At 72.7% G+C, this 15,787-nt stretch carries 10 protein-coding genes; 7 read left to right on the top strand and 3 right to left on the bottom strand.

Translation table 11 applies throughout. The features are described from left to right. Positions 1–33 precede the first annotated feature (33 nt). Both CW362_RS32480 and CW362_RS32475 read left to right on the top strand, forming a co-directional pair. The gene (locus CW362_RS32480) at positions 34–1,806 is read left to right on the top strand and encodes an ABC transporter ATP-binding protein (RefSeq protein ID WP_103553187.1); all 1,773 of its coding nucleotides are present in this window, start codon (positions 34–36) and stop codon (positions 1,804–1,806) included. Next, on the top strand, positions 1,803–3,560 hold the full coding sequence (locus tag CW362_RS32475) for an ABC transporter ATP-binding protein (protein ID WP_103553186.1): 1,758 nt from the start codon (positions 1,803–1,805) through the stop codon (positions 3,558–3,560). The genes CW362_RS32480 and CW362_RS32475 overlap by 4 nt, the downstream gene beginning before the upstream one ends. A gap of 52 nt (positions 3,561–3,612) precedes the next feature. On the opposite strand, the gene CW362_RS32470 is transcribed toward CW362_RS32475, so the two are convergent. Both CW362_RS32470 and CW362_RS32465 read right to left on the bottom strand, forming a co-directional pair. Further along, the gene (locus CW362_RS32470; RefSeq protein WP_103553185.1) at positions 3,613–4,053 is read right to left on the bottom strand and encodes a hypothetical protein; all 441 of its coding nucleotides are present in this window, start codon (positions 4,051–4,053) and stop codon (positions 3,613–3,615) included. Positions 4,054–4,142: 89 nt separating this feature from the next. Further along, positions 4,143–4,943: a TNT domain-containing protein gene (locus CW362_RS32465; RefSeq protein ID WP_240658144.1), complete on the bottom strand. Its 801-nt coding sequence runs from the start codon at positions 4,941–4,943 to the stop codon at positions 4,143–4,145. 567 nt (positions 4,944–5,510) lie between these two features. Here CW362_RS32465 and CW362_RS32460 point away from each other — a divergent pair. The 3 genes from CW362_RS32460 to CW362_RS32450 all read left to right on the top strand — a co-directional run bounded on the left by CW362_RS32460 (position 5,511) and on the right by CW362_RS32450 (position 10,103). Next, positions 5,511–7,556: a M4 family metallopeptidase gene (locus CW362_RS32460; RefSeq protein ID WP_206301116.1), complete on the top strand. Its 2,046-nt coding sequence runs from the start codon at positions 5,511–5,513 to the stop codon at positions 7,554–7,556. Between the two features lie 308 nt (positions 7,557–7,864). After that, the gene (locus CW362_RS32455) at positions 7,865–9,529 is read left to right on the top strand and encodes a M4 family metallopeptidase (RefSeq protein ID WP_103553183.1); all 1,665 of its coding nucleotides are present in this window, start codon (positions 7,865–7,867) and stop codon (positions 9,527–9,529) included. A 70-nt stretch (positions 9,530–9,599) separates the two neighbouring features. After that, positions 9,600–10,103, top strand: coding sequence for a DUF1990 family protein (locus CW362_RS32450; RefSeq protein WP_103553182.1), 504 nt, complete (start codon positions 9,600–9,602; stop codon positions 10,101–10,103). Between the two features lie 175 nt (positions 10,104–10,278). On the opposite strand, the gene CW362_RS32445 is transcribed toward CW362_RS32450, so the two are convergent. Then, positions 10,279–12,897, bottom strand: coding sequence for a glycosyltransferase family 1 protein (locus tag CW362_RS32445; RefSeq protein ID WP_103553181.1), 2,619 nt, complete (start codon positions 12,895–12,897; stop codon positions 10,279–10,281). Between the two features lie 327 nt (positions 12,898–13,224). Between CW362_RS32445 and CW362_RS32440 the strand changes: the two genes are divergently transcribed. Both CW362_RS32440 and CW362_RS32435 read left to right on the top strand, forming a co-directional pair. After that, the gene (locus CW362_RS32440; RefSeq protein WP_103553180.1) at positions 13,225–14,451 is read left to right on the top strand and encodes a S8 family peptidase; all 1,227 of its coding nucleotides are present in this window, start codon (positions 13,225–13,227) and stop codon (positions 14,449–14,451) included. Positions 14,452–15,160: 709 nt separating this feature from the next. Continuing rightward, the coding region (locus CW362_RS32435; protein ID WP_162684306.1) for a maltotransferase domain-containing protein at positions 15,161–15,787 on the top strand (627 nt) is incomplete at its 3' end.

Below are 15,787 nucleotides of genomic sequence, written 5' to 3'. Positions count from 1 at the left end.
GGGACGGGCAGACGAAGGGACGGAAGAAGGTCCATGACCGACACGTACGCGGATCCGGGGACACCGGACCGCCGGGGCGGCTGGCGGTTCCTCTGGTGGCTGGTCACCCGGCAGGCGCGCCGGTCGCTCACCGGGGCGGTGGTCTCCGTCGTGTGGATGGGGCTGACCGCGCTGACGCCCTATCTGCTGTCCCGGGCGATCGACGACGGACTGACGCCGGGCGACGGGCCGGCGCTGGCGGGCTGGACGGCCGCCGTGCTCGCCGCCGGGGTGTTCAACGCCGGTCTGGGGGTCGTGCGGCACCGCACGATGACCAAGGTCCGGATGGACGCCAACTTCCGCACGGTCAAGCTCGTGGTCGAGCACGCGGCCCGGCTCGGCGCGGCGCTCTCGCGGCAGATCGGCACGGGGGAGATCGTCACGGTCGGCGTCGGCGACGTGAACACGATCAGCAACTCACTGACGGTCGTCGGGCCCGGCCTGGCCGCGATCGTCACCTACGGCGTGGTGGCCGCGCTGCTGCTGCCGGTCTCGTTGCAGCTCTCGGCGGTGATCCTGCTGGGGGTTCCGGTGACGGCCGGGATCGTCGGTCCGCTGGCGGTCCGCCTCCAGGGAGTGGAGACGGGGTACCGCGAACGGCAGTCCGTCCTGACCGCGCGCATCGGCGACCTCGCGGGCGGTCTGCGCGTCCTGAACGGCCTCGGCGGCAAGGGGCTCTTCGCGGACGGGTTCCGCCGTGACTCGCGGGCGCTGCGCGAACAGGGCTACCGGGTCGGCGCGGTGACGAGCTGGATCCAGGCGCTGGGCATGGGACTGCCGTCCGTCCTGCTGGCCGCGGTGACCTGGCTCGCGGCCCGGCTGGCCGCCCAGGGAGAGATCACCATCGGCCAGCTGGTGTCCGTGTACGGCTACGTCGCGGTCCTCGTCCTGCCGGTGTACTTCTTCATCGAGTGCGGTTACGAACTCTCCCGGGCCGTGGTCGCCGCGCGGCGCGTCGTGCGGTTCCTGTCCCTGGAGCCCGCGGCCTCTCCCCCGGACGCGCGGGACGCCCCGGGCTTCCCGGCCGTGCTGCACGATCCGGAGTCCGGGGTCCGGGTGGTCCCGGGGAAGCTGACGGTGCTGGCCGGGGCGCGCCCCGAACGGTCCGCGGCCGTGGTCGACCGGCTCGGCGGGTACACCGCGTCGGACGTGACCTGGGGCGGCGTACGGCTCGACGAGGTCGCGCCGCACCGGGTGCGCGAGCGCGTCCTGGTCGCCGACAACGAGGCCGACCTGTTCGCCGGCACCCTGCGCGAGACGCTCGAAGGGCGCCGGGAGCCCGACGAGGAGGCCATTGCCCGGGCCGTGCGCACGGCCGCCGCCGACGACATCGTCCTCGGGCTGCCGGGCGGCCTCGACGCGGCCGTCGACGCGCAGGGCCGGAGCCTGTCCGGCGGGCAGCGGCAGCGGGTACGGCTCGTGCGCGCGCTCCTCGCCGATCCCGAGGTGCTGCTCGCCCTCGAACCGACCTCGGCGCTCGACGCGCACACCGAGGCGACCGTCGCGGCCCGGCTGCGCGCCGCCCGCTCGGGCCGTACGACCGTCGTGACCAGCACGTCGCCGCTCGTCCTCGACCACGCGGACACCGTCTTCTTCCTGGTCGACGGCAAGACCGCGGCCACCGGCACCCACCGCGAACTCCTGCGGACGGAACCGGGGTACCGGTCGCTGGTGGCCCGCGACGCGGAGCCGGACGAGGACACGGAGCCTGGTGACGAAGGGGCCGCGGGTCCCGTGGCGGGCGTGGACGAGGAGGTCGTGCTGTGACGAACCACCTGCCGGTGGCGGGGCGCGCCGAGGTGCGCCGGGCGACGGCGCGGCTGATCCGGGCGGACGGGCGGGTGTTCGCCGCCGTGCTCGCCCTGAACGCGCTGGCCGCCGCGGCCGGCCTGGTCGGCCCCTGGCTGTTGGGACGGATGATCGACGACGTGCGCGGCGGTGCCGGTGTGGAGGCGGTGGACGGCCCGGCGCTCGTCATCCTCGTGGCCGCGCTGGTCCAGCTCCTGCTGTCGCGCTGGGCCGGGTACGTGGGGTACCGCTTCGGGGAACGGACCCTCGCGCGGGTGCGGGAGGAGTTCGTGGAGCGGACGCTGGCGCTGCCCGCGTCGGTCGTGGAGCGGGCGGGCACCGGCGATCTGACGGCGCGCGGCACCGCCGACGTCACGGTGGTGGGCACCACCCTGCGCGACACGGCACCCCAGCTGCTGATCTCCGGCGCACAGGCCCTGTTCGTCCTCGTCGCCGTCTTCGTCATCGACCCGCTGCTCGGCGCCTGCGGGGTGCTGGGCCTGACCGGCATCGCCTTCGCGCTGCGCTGGTACCTGCGCCGGGCGCGCACCGCCTATCTCGCCCAGGGCGCCGCGACGTCGGAGGTCGCCGAGATCCTCGCGGCCACCGCGTCCGGCGCCCGCACGGTGGAGGCGTTCGGGCTGGGCGGGCGCCGGATCCGGGCGAGCCGGGACGCGCTGGAGGTCTCCCGGGTGACGCGGATGCGGACGCTGTTCCTGCGCAGCGTGTTCTTCCCGTCCGTGGAGATCTCGTACGTCGTGCCGGTCGTGGCCGTGCTCCTGGTGGGCGGCGCGCTGCACGCCCGGGGCACGCTGAGCCTCGGCACGGTGGTCGCCGCGACGCTCTACCTGCACCGGCTCGCCGAGCCGCTCGACCAGATCCTGAACCAGGTCGAGCAATTGCAGAGCAGCGCCGCCTCGTTCGCCCGCGTGGAGGGCCTCGCCGGTGCGCCGCGCGCCGCCTCGGCCGGCTCCCCCGTGCCGGAGGACGACCGGATCGACGTCACCGGTGTGCGCTACGCCTACGACCGCGGCGGCGAGGTGCTGCGCGGGGTGGACCTGACGGTGCGGCCCGGGGAGCGGCTGGCCGTCGTGGGCCCCTCCGGCGCCGGGAAGACCACGCTGAGCAGACTGCTGGCCGGCGTCGACGCGCCGGGCAGCGGGACGGTGACGGTCGGAGGGGTGCCGGTCGTCGACCTCGACCCGGAGCAGCTGCGCCGGCACGTCGTCCTCGTCACCCAGGAGCACCACGTGTTCCTCGGCACGGTCCGCGACAACCTGCTCATCGCCGAACCGGGCGCCGGCGACGCCGAGTTGTGGGCGGCTCTCGCGGCGGTCGGCGCCGACGACTGGGCCCGGGAGCTCCCGGACGGGCTGGGCACCGAACTGGGCCCCGAGGCCCTGCCCGTCGACGGCTCACGGGCCCAGCAACTGGCGCTGGCCCGGGTGGTGCTCGCCGACCCGCACACCCTGATCCTCGACGAGGCCACGGCGCTCCTCGACCCGACGACGGCCCGGCACACGGAGCGTGCGCTGGCCACCGTGCTGGAGGGACGGACCGTCATCGCGATCGCCCACCGGCTGCACACCGCCCATGACGCCGACCGGGTGGCGGTGATGGAGGACGGCCGGCTGTCCGAGCTGGGCACGCACGACGAACTGGTGGCGGCCGAGGGGCCGTACGCGGCGCTGTGGCACTCGTGGCACGGGGACCGGGGCCCCTCGGCCGGCTGAGCCCGGCCCGGACCGTGCGGGACCGCACCGGACCGTGCGGGACCGCACCGGGCTACGCGGGACCGGCCCCTTCCGCGGACTCGTCGGGGCGCTCGGCGGAGCGTTCGGCGCCGGGTTCCCCGGGGCGCTCCCCGCCGGACCGTCCGTCCGCCCGGCGGCGCATCGCGGCGAGGGCCGCTTCGAGGTCGTCGTCGGCCTGTCGTTGCAGGGCCCCGGGGTCGGGTACCCGGCCGACGGGCTCTTCGGGCACGGAGGCGGGCTCCGTGACGACGAGCCGGTCGTACATCCACCGGCAGGCCTCGTCCTCGTCGGCGAACCGCTCGAAGACCTCGCGGTTCCCCCGCTCGTGGACGCCCACGGCCCAGTCCCCGGCGTGGCCGTCGAGGAAGTAGCGGTCGGCCGCGAGGCGGGGGCCCGGGCAGTCCACGATCTCGTAGGACGCGGCGGGAACCCGGGCCGCTCCCAGGGCCCGGTACAACGCGAACCGGTCCATGCGTTCCGCCTTCCGCCGGGGCGGAGCCGGCCCGGCCGTCGCCGGGTCCGGCTTCCGCGCGGTCGTGCGCCTCCGTGGAAGGGGCCTGGTCAGCCGTTGGTCCGCACCAGCGTTCCGTTGCTCACGAGGTCCGCCACCGTGGTGCGGGGGATGTCGGGGCAGAACCTGCTCGACGTCACGTACTGGGTGCCGAGGCCGGGCTGCTCGAACCCGGGGGCGGTCCTGCCCGCGCAGACCGTGACGTCCTTGGCCAGCCGGTAGGAGTGGTAGTTGTACGGGTAGCGCGGGTCGCTGGTGTCGAGGCTCGACGGCGGGATGACGCGCTTGCCGTACTTGGTGCCCTCCGGGGCCAGGAAGCGGCCCGCCTCGCTGCCGAAGCGGTCGAGCCGCAGGCCCGCGTGGAGCACGAGGGGGGTGGCGACCACCGTCCCGTTCAGGTGGGTGAAGCCGTCGTCCGGCGGGTAGCGCCAGTCACCCTGGCCCGAGTCGGCGGCGGGGTCCCACCACTTGCCGAGGAACTTCACGGCGGTGAGGCCGCCGAGCCGGTCGTAGCGTTCGAGGATGTTGCCCAGCACGCCCCTGGTCGGCAGCCGCCTGGGGCCGAGCCTCCAGTAGCCGCAGAGGTAGAAGCGGCGCAGCTGCGGCGGGATGGGATCCGGTACGAGCCCCCTGCACACGCGCGACGGGTCGGTCCCGGCGTGCTCGTCCGCCGGCTTCACGTGCCCGGGGACCGGCTTCGGCTCCGGGGTGGCGGACAGGGCGCGGACGCCGGCCGGGCCGCTGTCGCCCGGACGGTCGGGCGCCGCGGACGAGACGGAGGCGCCGAGCATCAGGGAGCCGGTCAGGCCTCCCAGCGCCGCCAGGCTCGCACACCAATGTGACCTTCTCACCAAACCTCCTGCGGTCATATGTGTCCGGATCGCACCGACTCGCCCGGTCGAGGACGCCCGGTACGGACCGGAATGCCGGGGATCACTCAAACCGCAGGAGCCGGAGGCGGGCGAGCGGACGTGCCGGAAGCCGCCCGAAAGGGGCCGGGCTTCATTCCGTTGCTGACGGCGGGCCGGTCATCTGGCGGTATGCGCCCCTCCGCCGGAGCCCCGCGCCGCACGCGACCCGGAGCGGAGGCCGCCGTCGCCGTCGCCGCGCGGGGGGACGCGCGGGCCCTCCGTCACGCCAGGACGAACATCCGAAGGACAGTCCGTATACCGAACACGACCAACCGGACAACGAACCGTTTCCGGCCATTTTTGTGATGTGGTCCTGACAGAAAGGGGTATCTCCTGCCACTCTTCCCTCGGCAACTTCACAGCAACCTCACAGCAAATCCGGCTGTGTCGTGCCGTACGACCCCATGCACCTGGTTCCGCGTAACGCCCAGTTCTGCCCGGACGGCTTCCTCCATCGTCCGGTCTCCCCTGGCCGCGCGATCCGCGGCCATGCAGAAGGAGTCAGTGTTGAGCAGCAGTTCTCCCCACAGACGCACCTCCCACATCACCAAGCGCCGCGTCGCCGGTGTCGCCCTCGTCGGCGTCACCGCCCTGCTGGCCGCGGCCGTCCAGTCGGGCGCCGCGAGCGCCGCCCCCGAACAGACCCCCCGGGCGGGCGGGGTCAACCCGGGCGCCGTCGCCATGAAGCTCACCGCCTCGCAGCGCGCCGAGCTGATACGCGACGCCGACGCGGCCAAGGCCACGACCGCCCGGGACCTGGGTCTCGGCGCCGGCGAGAGTCTCGTCGCCCGTGACGTCATGAAGGACGCCGACGGCACCGTCCACACCCGCTACGAGCGGACGTACGAAGGACTGCCGGTCCTCGGCGGCGACATGGTCGTCGACACCACCAGGTCCGGAAGGACCGGGCACGCCTACAAGGCGACGAACGCCTCCCTGAAGGTCGCCGAGCTCACGCCCGCGGTCGCCGCCGACACGGCGGAGAAGCAGGCGCTGTCCGCCGCGAAGGCCGCCGGTTCGAAGAACACCGCCGCCGACCGCGCGCCCCGCAAGGTGATCTGGGCCGCCACCGGCAGGCCGACCCTCGCCTACGAGACCGTCGTCGGCGGCCTCCAGGACGACGGCACCCCCAACGAGCTGCACGTCATCACCGACGCGGCCACCGGCAAGAAGCTCTACGAGTACCAGGGCATCGAGACCGGCATCGGCAACACCCAGTACAGCGGCCAGGTGACCCTGACGACCACGCAGTCGGGCTCCAACTACACGCTCAACGACGGCGCGCGCGGCAACCACAAGACGTACAACCTGAACCGGGGGACGTCGGGCACCGGCACGCTCTTCTCGCAGACCAGCGACACCTGGGGCAACGGCACCACGTCGAACGCCGCCACGGCCGGCGCGGACGCCCACTACGGCGCCGCGGAGACCTGGGACTTCTACAAGAACACCTTCGGCCGCAGCGGCATCAAGAACAACGGCGTCGGGGCCTACTCCCGCGTGCACTACGGCAACTCGTACGTGAACGCGTTCTGGGACGACGGCTGCTTCTGCATGACCTACGGCGACGGGTCCGGGAACGCCGACCCGCTGACCGCGCTCGACGTGGCCGGCCACGAGATGAGCCACGGCGTCACCTCCAACACCGCGGGCCTCAACTACTCGGGCGAGTCCGGCGGTCTGAACGAGGCGACCTCCGACATCTTCGGCACCGGTGTGGAGTTCTACGCCAACAACTCGACCGACGTGGGCGACTACCTCATCGGCGAGAAGATCGACATCAACGGCGACGGCACCCCGCTGCGCTACATGGACAAGCCCAGCAAGGACGGCGCCTCCAAGGACTCCTGGTACTCCGGAGTGGGCAACGTCGACGTGCACTACTCGTCGGGCGTCGCCAACCACTTCTTCTACCTGCTGAGCGAGGGCAGCGGCGCCAAGGTCATCAACGGCGTCAGCTACAACTCGCCGACCTCCGACGGGCTCCCGGTCACCGGCATCGGCCGCGACAAGGCGCTGCAGATCTGGTACCGCGCGCTCACCACCAAGTTCACCTCGACCACCAACTACGCGTCGGCCCGCACCGGGACGCTCGCGGCGGCGGGCGAGCTGTACGGCACGACGAGCGCCGAGTACACGGCGGTCCAGAACGCCTGGGCCGCGGTGAACGTCGGTTCACGGCCGGGCGGCGGTGGCGGTGGCGGCACGTCGTTCGAGAACACGGCCGACGTATCGATTCCGGACAACGGCGCGGCGGTCACCTCGTCGATCACGGTCAGCGGCCGTACCGGCAACGCCCCGTCGAACCTCGCGGTCGCCGTGGACATCGTGCACACCTGGCGCGGTGACCTCCAGATCGATCTGGTCGCCCCCGACGGCTCGACCTACCGCCTGAAGAGCACCAGTTCGTCCGACTCGGCGGACAACGTGAACACGACCTACACGGTCAACGCGTCCTCCGAAGTCGCCAACGGCACCTGGAAACTGAAGGTCCAGGACAAGGCGGCCCAGGACACCGGCTACATCAACAGCTGGAAGCTGACCTTCCCGTAGGCCGCGGCGGAAGTCCGCACGCGAGCGGTGCGCCAGGGCGCCGCCCCGGAGGTACGACTCCCCGGGGCGGCGCCCTTCTTTGCCGGAACGGGAGTTTGCGCCAACCCGCCCTTGACCGGGGCCGGTTCACGCCCGTGCGACCCAACTGTTCACCTGATCGACGATTTTCGGCCAAGGTCTTTAGAGACTCCTGACATGTACGCGGCCGGGATGGCACGCTTCACCCGCACGGCTCACCCGCACCGCAACTTCCCAACCGTCCATCCGGCCCCCACGCCGTTCGGACGTCCCCACACGAAGGAGCTTGCGTGACTCCCCTCTACGCGCGTCACAAGCGCACCACTCTGGCCATCGCCACCGCTGTCGCTGCCGGAGCCCTGCTCACCACCGGTCTGACCACCGGTGCCTCCGCCCAGACCGAGGCGTCCCCCATCGGCCGGGTCACCCCCCTCGCCGCGTCGCCGGTCCAGCTCTCCGCCTCCGCCCGCACCGCGCTCATCCAGAAGGCCGACGCCGCCAAGACGGAGACGGCGCAGCGCATAGGCCTCGGTGCCAAGGAGAAGCTCGTCGTCAGAGACGTCGTCAAGGACGCCGACGGCACGGTCCACACCCGTTACGAGCGCACGTACAACGGACTTCCGGTCCTCGGTGGCGACCTCGTCGTGCACGAGAGCAAGGCCGGCAAGGCCGAGGGCGTGACCAAGGCGACCAAGGCGTCCATCAAGGTCGCCTCGCTCAAGCCGCTGGTCACCACCGCCAAGGCCGAGAAGCAGGCGCTCACCGCCGCCAAGGACGCCGGCTCGGCCAAGACCGCCGCCGACCAGGCCCCCCGCAAGGTGATCTGGGCCGCCACCGGCAAGCCGACCCTCGCCTACGAGACCGTCGTCGGCGGCCTCCAGGACGACGGCACCCCCAACGAGCTGCACGTCATCACCGACGCGGCCACCGGCAAGAAGCTCTACGAGTACCAGGGCATCGAGACCGGCACCGGCAAGACGCTCTACTCGGGCACGGTCACGCTCAACACGACCCTGTCGGGCTCGACGTACAGCCTGACGGACGGCACCCGCGGCAGCCACAAGACGTACAACAAGTCGCACGGCACGAGCTCCTCCGCGGGCACGCTGTTCACCGACTCGGACGACGTCTGGGGCACCGGCGCGGCCTCCAGCTCCACCACGGACCAGACCGCGGCCGCAGACGCCGCCTACGGCGCGCAGGTGACCTGGGACTTCTACAAGAACACCTTCGGCCGCAGCGGCATCAAGAACAACGGCGTCGGAGCGTACTCGCGCGTCCACTACGGCAACGCGTACGTCAACGCGTTCTGGGACGACAGCTGCTTCTGCATGACGTACGGCGACGGCTCGGGCAACACGCACCCGCTGACCTCGCTGGACGTGGCCGGCCACGAGATGAGCCACGGCGTCACCGCCAACACCGCGGGCCTGAACTACTCGGGCGAGTCGGGCGGCCTCAACGAGGCGACCTCGGACATCTTCGGCACCGGCGTGGAGTTCTACGCGGGCAACTCGACCGACGTGGGCGACTACCTCATCGGCGAGAAGATCAACATCAACGGGGACGGCACCCCGCTGCGCTACATGGACAAGCCCAGCAAGGACGGCGGCTCCGCGGACTACTGGTCCTCCTCCGTCGGCAGCAAGGACGTGCACTACTCGTCCGGCGTCGCGAACCACTTCTTCTACCTCCTCTCGGAGGGCAGCGGTTCGAAGACGATCAACGGCGTCAGCTACAGCTCCCCGACCTACAGCGGCTCGACGGTCACCGGCATCGGCCGGGCCAAGGCCCTGCAGATCTGGTACAAGGCGCTGACGACCTACATGACCTCGTCGACGAACTACAAGGGCGCCCGTACGGCCACCCTGTCGGCGGCGTCCGCGCTGTACGGCTCCAGCAGCACCGAGTACGCGACGGTGGCGGCGGCCTGGACCGCGGTCAACGTCAGCTAGCGGGAACGTAACCGAACCGAGGCGGCACCCGGCACGATTCCGTGCCGGGTGCCGCCTTACCCTTGCCCCCATGCCCTACACGTACGAGGACGTGGGCGCGACCCGCGAGGACCGCTGCCCCCCGGGCTTCCACCGACTGCACGTGCGCTCCCGCATCGGCGAGGGCGAGGCCGTCTTCCGGCGCGCGTCCGAGGCCCTGATGACCTGGGAGCTGCACCGGGCCATGGGGGTCCGCATGGTCTCCGACGCCGACAAGGCGGCGCCGGGCGTCGACGTCACGGTCGGCCTCGGCCTGATCAAGGCCCCCTGCCGCGTGGTCTGGACCGCCGAGGAACCCCGGCGCACTGCGTGGGCCTACGGAACCCTTTCCGGTCATCCCGAGTGCGGCGAGGAAGCTTTCGTCGTCCACCGCACGGGCGACGGCACCGTATGGCTGACGGTCACGGCCTTCAGCCGGGCGGCCAAGTGGTACGCCCGCGCGGGCGGCGCCGCGACGCGCGGACTACAGCGCGTCTACGCCCAGCGCTGCGGCAAGGTGCTGCGCCGCCTGTGCGCACCGCACGACCAGACCTGAGCCCCCTCCCGCCCGCCCGTCCCCACCCCGGCACCCCCGGCGGTGAAAGCCGGCGGCCGGGACGTCACGGTGCCCGACGACGACGGAAAGCCCGTCGGCGCCCGGCAGTTCACCGAGGAGATCGAGGCCGCCGCGGCGAAGCGGTGACCCCGGCCTCCCCGGTGCCCGCGCGGGCCTACCGCATCAGCACCCCCGCCGCCTCGGCCAGCTCCTCCAGCGGCACGGCCACCAGGCCCATCTCCGCGCCGGAGGCCAGCAGGCGGTGCGACGGCAGGATCCGGACCGTGTAGCCGAAGGAGCCCGTGCGGTCGAGGGACAGCGGCCCTTCGTACGACCAACGCCCTTCCAGGTCAGGCCCGTTGACCGGTTTCAGCGGGACACAGGTCGCGTCCGCGATGCGGTCGTCCCCGTCCACCCGGCCCGCGACCGCCTGCACCTCCACGTCGTCGGGGGCGAGGTCGCCGAGGCCCACGCGGACGCGCAGCGACAGCGTGGTGCCCAGTTCGGCGGTCGCGGTGGCCGAGGACGCCTCGACGTGATCGACGGTGACCCGCGGCCAGGCGGCACGGACCCGTGACTTCCAGGCGGCCAGCTCGCGGGCCGCCGGGGCGGTGAGAGCGCGGTGGGCCTGCGCCGCCGGGGCGTACAGGCGCTCCACGTACTCGCGCACCATCCGTCCCGCCAGGACCTTCGGGCCGAGGTGGGTCAGCGTCCGGCGGACCATCTCGATCCACCGGTCGGGCAGGCCCTCCTGGCCGCGCTCGTAGAAGCGGGGGGCCACCCGCCGTTCGAGGAGGTCGTACAGGGCCCCGGCCTCCAGCTCGTCCCGTCGGTCCTCGTCGGTCGCGGTGCCGTCCGCGGTCGGGATCGCCCAGCCGAAGTCGGGCTGGAACCATTCGTCCCACCAGCCGTCCAGGACCGAGAGGTTGAGACAGCCGTTGAGCGCCGCCTTCATCCCGCTCGTCCCGCACGCCTCCAGCGGACGCAGCGGGTTGTTGAGCCAGATGTCGCAGCCCGGGTAGAGCTTCTGCGCCATCCCCATGCCGTAGTCGGGCAGGAAGACGATCCGGTGGCGCACCCGGGGGTCGTCCGCGAACCGGACCAGCTCCTGGATCAGCCGCTTCCCGCCGTCGTCCGCCGGGTGCGCCTTGCCCGCGACGACGATCTGGACCGGCCGCTCGGGGTGCAGCAGCAGGTCCATGAGCCGGTCACGGTCGCGCAGCATGAGGGTCAGCCGTTTGTACGAGGGGACCCGGCGCGCGAAGCCGATGGTCAGGACGTCCGGGTCGAGCACCCCGTCGATCCAGCCGAGTTCGGCCGTGCCGGCGCCGCGCTGGCGCCAGGACGCCCGCAGCCGGTCCCGCACCTCGAGGACCAGTTGTTCCCGCAGCACCCTGCGCAGGTCCCAGATCTCCTGGTCGGCGATCTCGGCCACCGCGTCCCAGCGCTCCGATCCGCCGACGGTCAGCGCGTCCTCGGTGCGCTGCTCGCCGACCTGCCGGGCGCCGAGACGGAAGACCTCGGGCGCCACCCAGGTCGGCGCGTGGACGCCGTTGGTGACCGAGGTGATCGGCACCTCCTCGGGGTCGAAGCCCGGCCAGAGCCCGGAGAACATCTCCCGGCTGACCTGGCCGTGCAGCAGGGAGACCCCGTTCGCCCGCTGGCCCAGGCGCAGGCCCATCACGGCCATGTTGAAGAGGTTCGGCTCGCCCCCGGGATAGGTCTCCATGCCGAGGGCGAGGACGCGCCCCACGTCGATGCGCGGGAGTTCGGCGTCGACGCCGAAGTGGCGGGCGACCACCTCCCGGTCGAAGCGGTCGATGCCGGCGGGCACCGGGGTGTGGGTGGTGAAGACCGTGCCGGCCCTGACCGCCTCCAGAGCGGCCTCGAAGTCCAGCCCCTCGTCGGTGAGTTCGGCGATCCGCTCCAGGCCGAGGAACCCCGCGTGCCCCTCGTTGGTGTGGAACACCTCGGGCGCCGGGTGCCCGGTCAGCCGGCAGTAGGTCCGGACCGCCCGTACACCTCCTATGCCGAGCAGCATCTCCTGGAGCAGCCGGTGTTCGCTGCCGCCGCCGTAGAGCCGGTCGGTGACCCCGCGTTCGCCGGCGCCGTTCTCCTCGACGTCGGAGTCGAGCATGAGCAGCGGGACGCGGCCCACCTGGGCCAGCCAGATCCGGGCGCGCAGCGCGCGTCCGCCGGGCAGCGCGAGGGACACCTGGGCGGGCGTGCCGTCGTCCTCGCCGAGGGGCACCACGGGCAGTTCGTTGGGGTCGAGGACCGGATAGTGCTCCTGCTGCCAGCCCTCGCGGGACAGGGACTGGCGGAAGTAGCCGTGCCGGTAGAGCAGGCCTACGCCGATCAGCGGGGCACCCAGGTCGCTGGCGGCCTTGAGATGGTCGCCCGCGAGGATGCCGAGGCCCCCCGAGTACTGCGGCAGCGCGGCGGTGATGCCGAACTCCGGCGAGAAGTAGGCGATGGCGGTGGGCAGGTCGGAGGTCTGCTCCTGGTACCAGCGGTCGCCGCTCACGTACTCGCGCAGGTCGTCACGGACCGCGGCGAGACGGCGCAGGAAGCCGCTGTCCTGCGTGAGTTCCGCGAGCCGTCCGGCCGGCACGCTGCCGAGCAGCCGTACGGGGTCGCCGCCGCAGGCGGCCCAGCGCTCGGGGTCGACGGACCGGAAGAGGTCGCGGGTCTCGGCGTGCCAGGACCAGCGGAGGTTGCGGGCCAGGTCGCTGAGCGGGTGAAGGGCTTCGGGGAGAACGGGTCGGACGGTGAATCTGCGGATCGCCTTCACGAATTCCACCTTCACGGAGGACGTACGCGGCTGAGGGACGCACGGCGTTGTGCGCCCTTCGTCACCCACGACGTTAGCGGCGAGGGTGCCTTCGCGACACGGCGCATCGCGGCACGGCTCCCGATCGGGGCCGACCGTGTGACATCGGCGGGAAATCGACGCAACCTTCGCGGACCCCCTCTGACGCCATGGCCGGTTCTGCCCGCATGGGCGGTCTTGTGGTGCTTCGCACCGCACGAGAGGCTCACCGGGTGGCGTACGGCCGGGCCCTGCCCCCGCGGCCGGCTCCGGCCCCGGTACGTCGAGTCGATGAGGGGAACTCAGGTCATGGCACGGACGAGGAAGTGGCGTCTGCGCTGGGCGTCGGGTGTCACCGCGGTCATGACGGCCGCGGTGCTTTCGGCCATCGCCCCGCCCGCGCAGGCGGCTCCGGCGGGGCGGATACCCGGCGCGGGGGAGCCCGGGTCCGTCAACGGCAGCTACATCGTGACGCTCAAGGGAGGTACGCGGGTTCCGCCGTCGGCCGGCGCGGGCATCGCCGGGCGGTACGGAGCGAGAATCAGCCACACCTACGGCACCGCTCTCAACGGCTTCGCCGTACGGGCCGACGCGGGACAGGCCCGGCGGCTCGCCGCGGATCCCCGGGTGGCCTCCGTCGTCCAGGACACCCGGGTGACGTTCGACCGGGTCCAGGACACCGCCCTGACGCCCGGTCGCGTCCGGGGGAACCCGCCGTCGTGGGGTCTGGACCGGATCGACCAGCCGGGCCGGCCGCTCGACGGCCGGTACGCGGCCACCGGATCGGCGGGTTCCGGGGTGACCGTCTACGTCATCGACACCGGCGTCCGCATCACGCACCGGGACTTCGGGGGCCGGGCGAGCTACGGCTGGGACTTCGTGGACGACGACGGGACGGCCGAGGACGGCAACGGCCACGGCACCCATGTCGCCGGAACGGTCGCCGGGGCCGCGTACGGCGTGGCCAAGAAGGCCAGGGTCGTCGCCGTCCGCGTCCTCGACGACAGGGGCGCCGGTTCCACCGCCCAGGTCATCGCGGGCATCGACTGGGTCACCCGGCACGCGAGAAAACCGGCCGTGGCGAACCTGAGCCTGGGCGGGTACGCCAACGACCGGCTGGACGCGGCCGTCCGCAACTCCATCGCCTCCGGTGTGACCTACACGGTCGCGGCCGGCAACTCCGGGCTGTCGGCCTCGCTCTTCTCCCCGGCCCGGGTCCCCCAGGCGCTCACGGTCGGCGCGACCGACCGCGCCGACGCGCGGGCGGACTTCTCCGACACCGGGCCCTCCCTCGACCTCTTCGCGCCGGGGGTGGACATCACGTCGACTTCGTACACCGGCGACGAGGCGGAAGCGACACACTCCGGAACGTCGATGGCGAGCCCCCACGCCGCCGGCGCGGCCGCGCTGTACCTGGCGGAGCATCCGGGGGCCGCACCGGCCCAGGTGGTGAAGGCGCTGGTGAGACGGGCGACCCCGGGAAGGGTGTCGAACGCGGGTCCGGGTTCGCCGAACAGACTCCTTCAGGTCGGCTGACCCTGGAGTGACGCTGGTACAACCAGGGTGATTCGGCCACACCACACCGGCCTCGCCTGCCCGGGACGAGGCCGGTCTTGTGTGTAGACATACGCGTGAGTAGTTAACAAAGTGCCGGAATGCCCACCCGCACAGGGTGGGAAGGCTCCTCCGGTACGCCCGCAGGCCCCACCTCCCCACACACATCCGCCCACCCACGTTGACGCGGACAGGAGCGGTCATGCCCGCCACGCACCACACGTCGCCACCCCCGACGACCACCCCCGACACGTCCAGAACACGCACGGCCGAGGCCGGGCCCGCCACACCCGCCGCACCCGCTGCGCCCGCCACACCGGAGAAACGATCTTCCACCGGCGCGTCCGCCTCCGGCGCGCGCCCGACGAGCGCCGGTTCCACCGGTCCGGGCTCCGACGCATCCGCGGTGGACACGTCCGCCGCCGCACCGGAGGCACCGTCCGCCGACACGTCCGCGGCGGGAACGTCCGCCCGCCGGAGCACCGCCCCCAGGGCCAAGACGGCCAAGTCCGCCCCCAGGACGGCCAAGGCGTCCGCTCCGAAGACGGGGAAGGCCGTCCAGACGGGGAAGACCGTCCCGAAGACGGAGAAGACCGCGAAGGGGGTCAAGGCCGCTCCGAAGACGCGCAAGGCCGCCGTCCCCGCCACCCGCACCCCCGACGCGGCCGACGGCCCCCTCGCCTCCGCCGTCATCCCGGTGACGGCCGTCGGGCGCATCCCCGTCCTCGACGTCCACCCGGTCGTGCAGCAGGGACGCCGTCCCGCCAAGGCGGTGGTGGGCGAGCGGTTCGAGGTGTCGGCCACGGTCTTCCGCGAGGGCCACGACGCCGTCGCCGCGAACGTCGTCCTGCGCGGTCCGGACGGCCGCCCCGGCCCGTGGACGCCGATGCGGGAGCTGGCCCCCGGCACCGACCGCTGGGGCGCCCACGTCACCCCGTCGGGAACGGGCCGCTGGACGTACGCGGTGGAGGCGTGGAGCGACCCGGTCACCACCTGGCGGCATCACGCGGGGATCAAGATCCCGGCCGGACTGGACACCGAGCTGGTGCTGGAGGAGGGCGCCCTGCTGCACGAGCGGGCGGCCGCCGCCCTGCCGAAGGGAACCAAGGGCAAGAAGGGCAGGGACACACTCCTCGGGGCCGTGGACGCGCTGCGCGACACCGGCCGCCCCGTGGCCTCCCGTCTCGCCGCCGCGCTGACCCCGCAGGTGGACGCCGTGCTGGCGGAGTATCCGCTGCGTGAGCTGGTGACGTCGTCGCAGGCGTTGCCGTTGCTGGTGGAGCGGGAGCGGGCGCTGTTCGGGTCGTGGTACGAGTTC

The organism is Streptomyces populi, from assembly GCF_002911015.1.
Lineage (GTDB): Bacteria > Actinomycetota > Actinomycetes > Streptomycetales > Streptomycetaceae > Streptomyces > Streptomyces populi.
The sequence above is the reverse complement of the archived record's forward strand: the minus strand, read 5'-3'. Positions and strand labels throughout refer to the sequence as shown.

What these genes read in the sequence shown, in the direction of transcription:
- CW362_RS32450 (WP_103553182.1), top strand. Translation starts at nt 9,600, where the DNA reads ATGCCCTACACGTACGAGGACGTGGGCGCGACCCGCGAGGACCGCTGC.
- CW362_RS32480 (WP_103553187.1), top strand. Translation starts at nt 34, where the DNA reads ATGACCGACACGTACGCGGATCCGGGGACACCGGACCGCCGGGGCGGC.
- CW362_RS32440 (WP_103553180.1), top strand. Translation starts at nt 13,225, where the DNA reads ATGGCACGGACGAGGAAGTGGCGTCTGCGCTGGGCGTCGGGTGTCACC.
- CW362_RS32470 (WP_103553185.1), bottom strand. Translation starts at nt 4,053, where the DNA reads ATGGACCGGTTCGCGTTGTACCGGGCCCTGGGAGCGGCCCGGGTTCCC.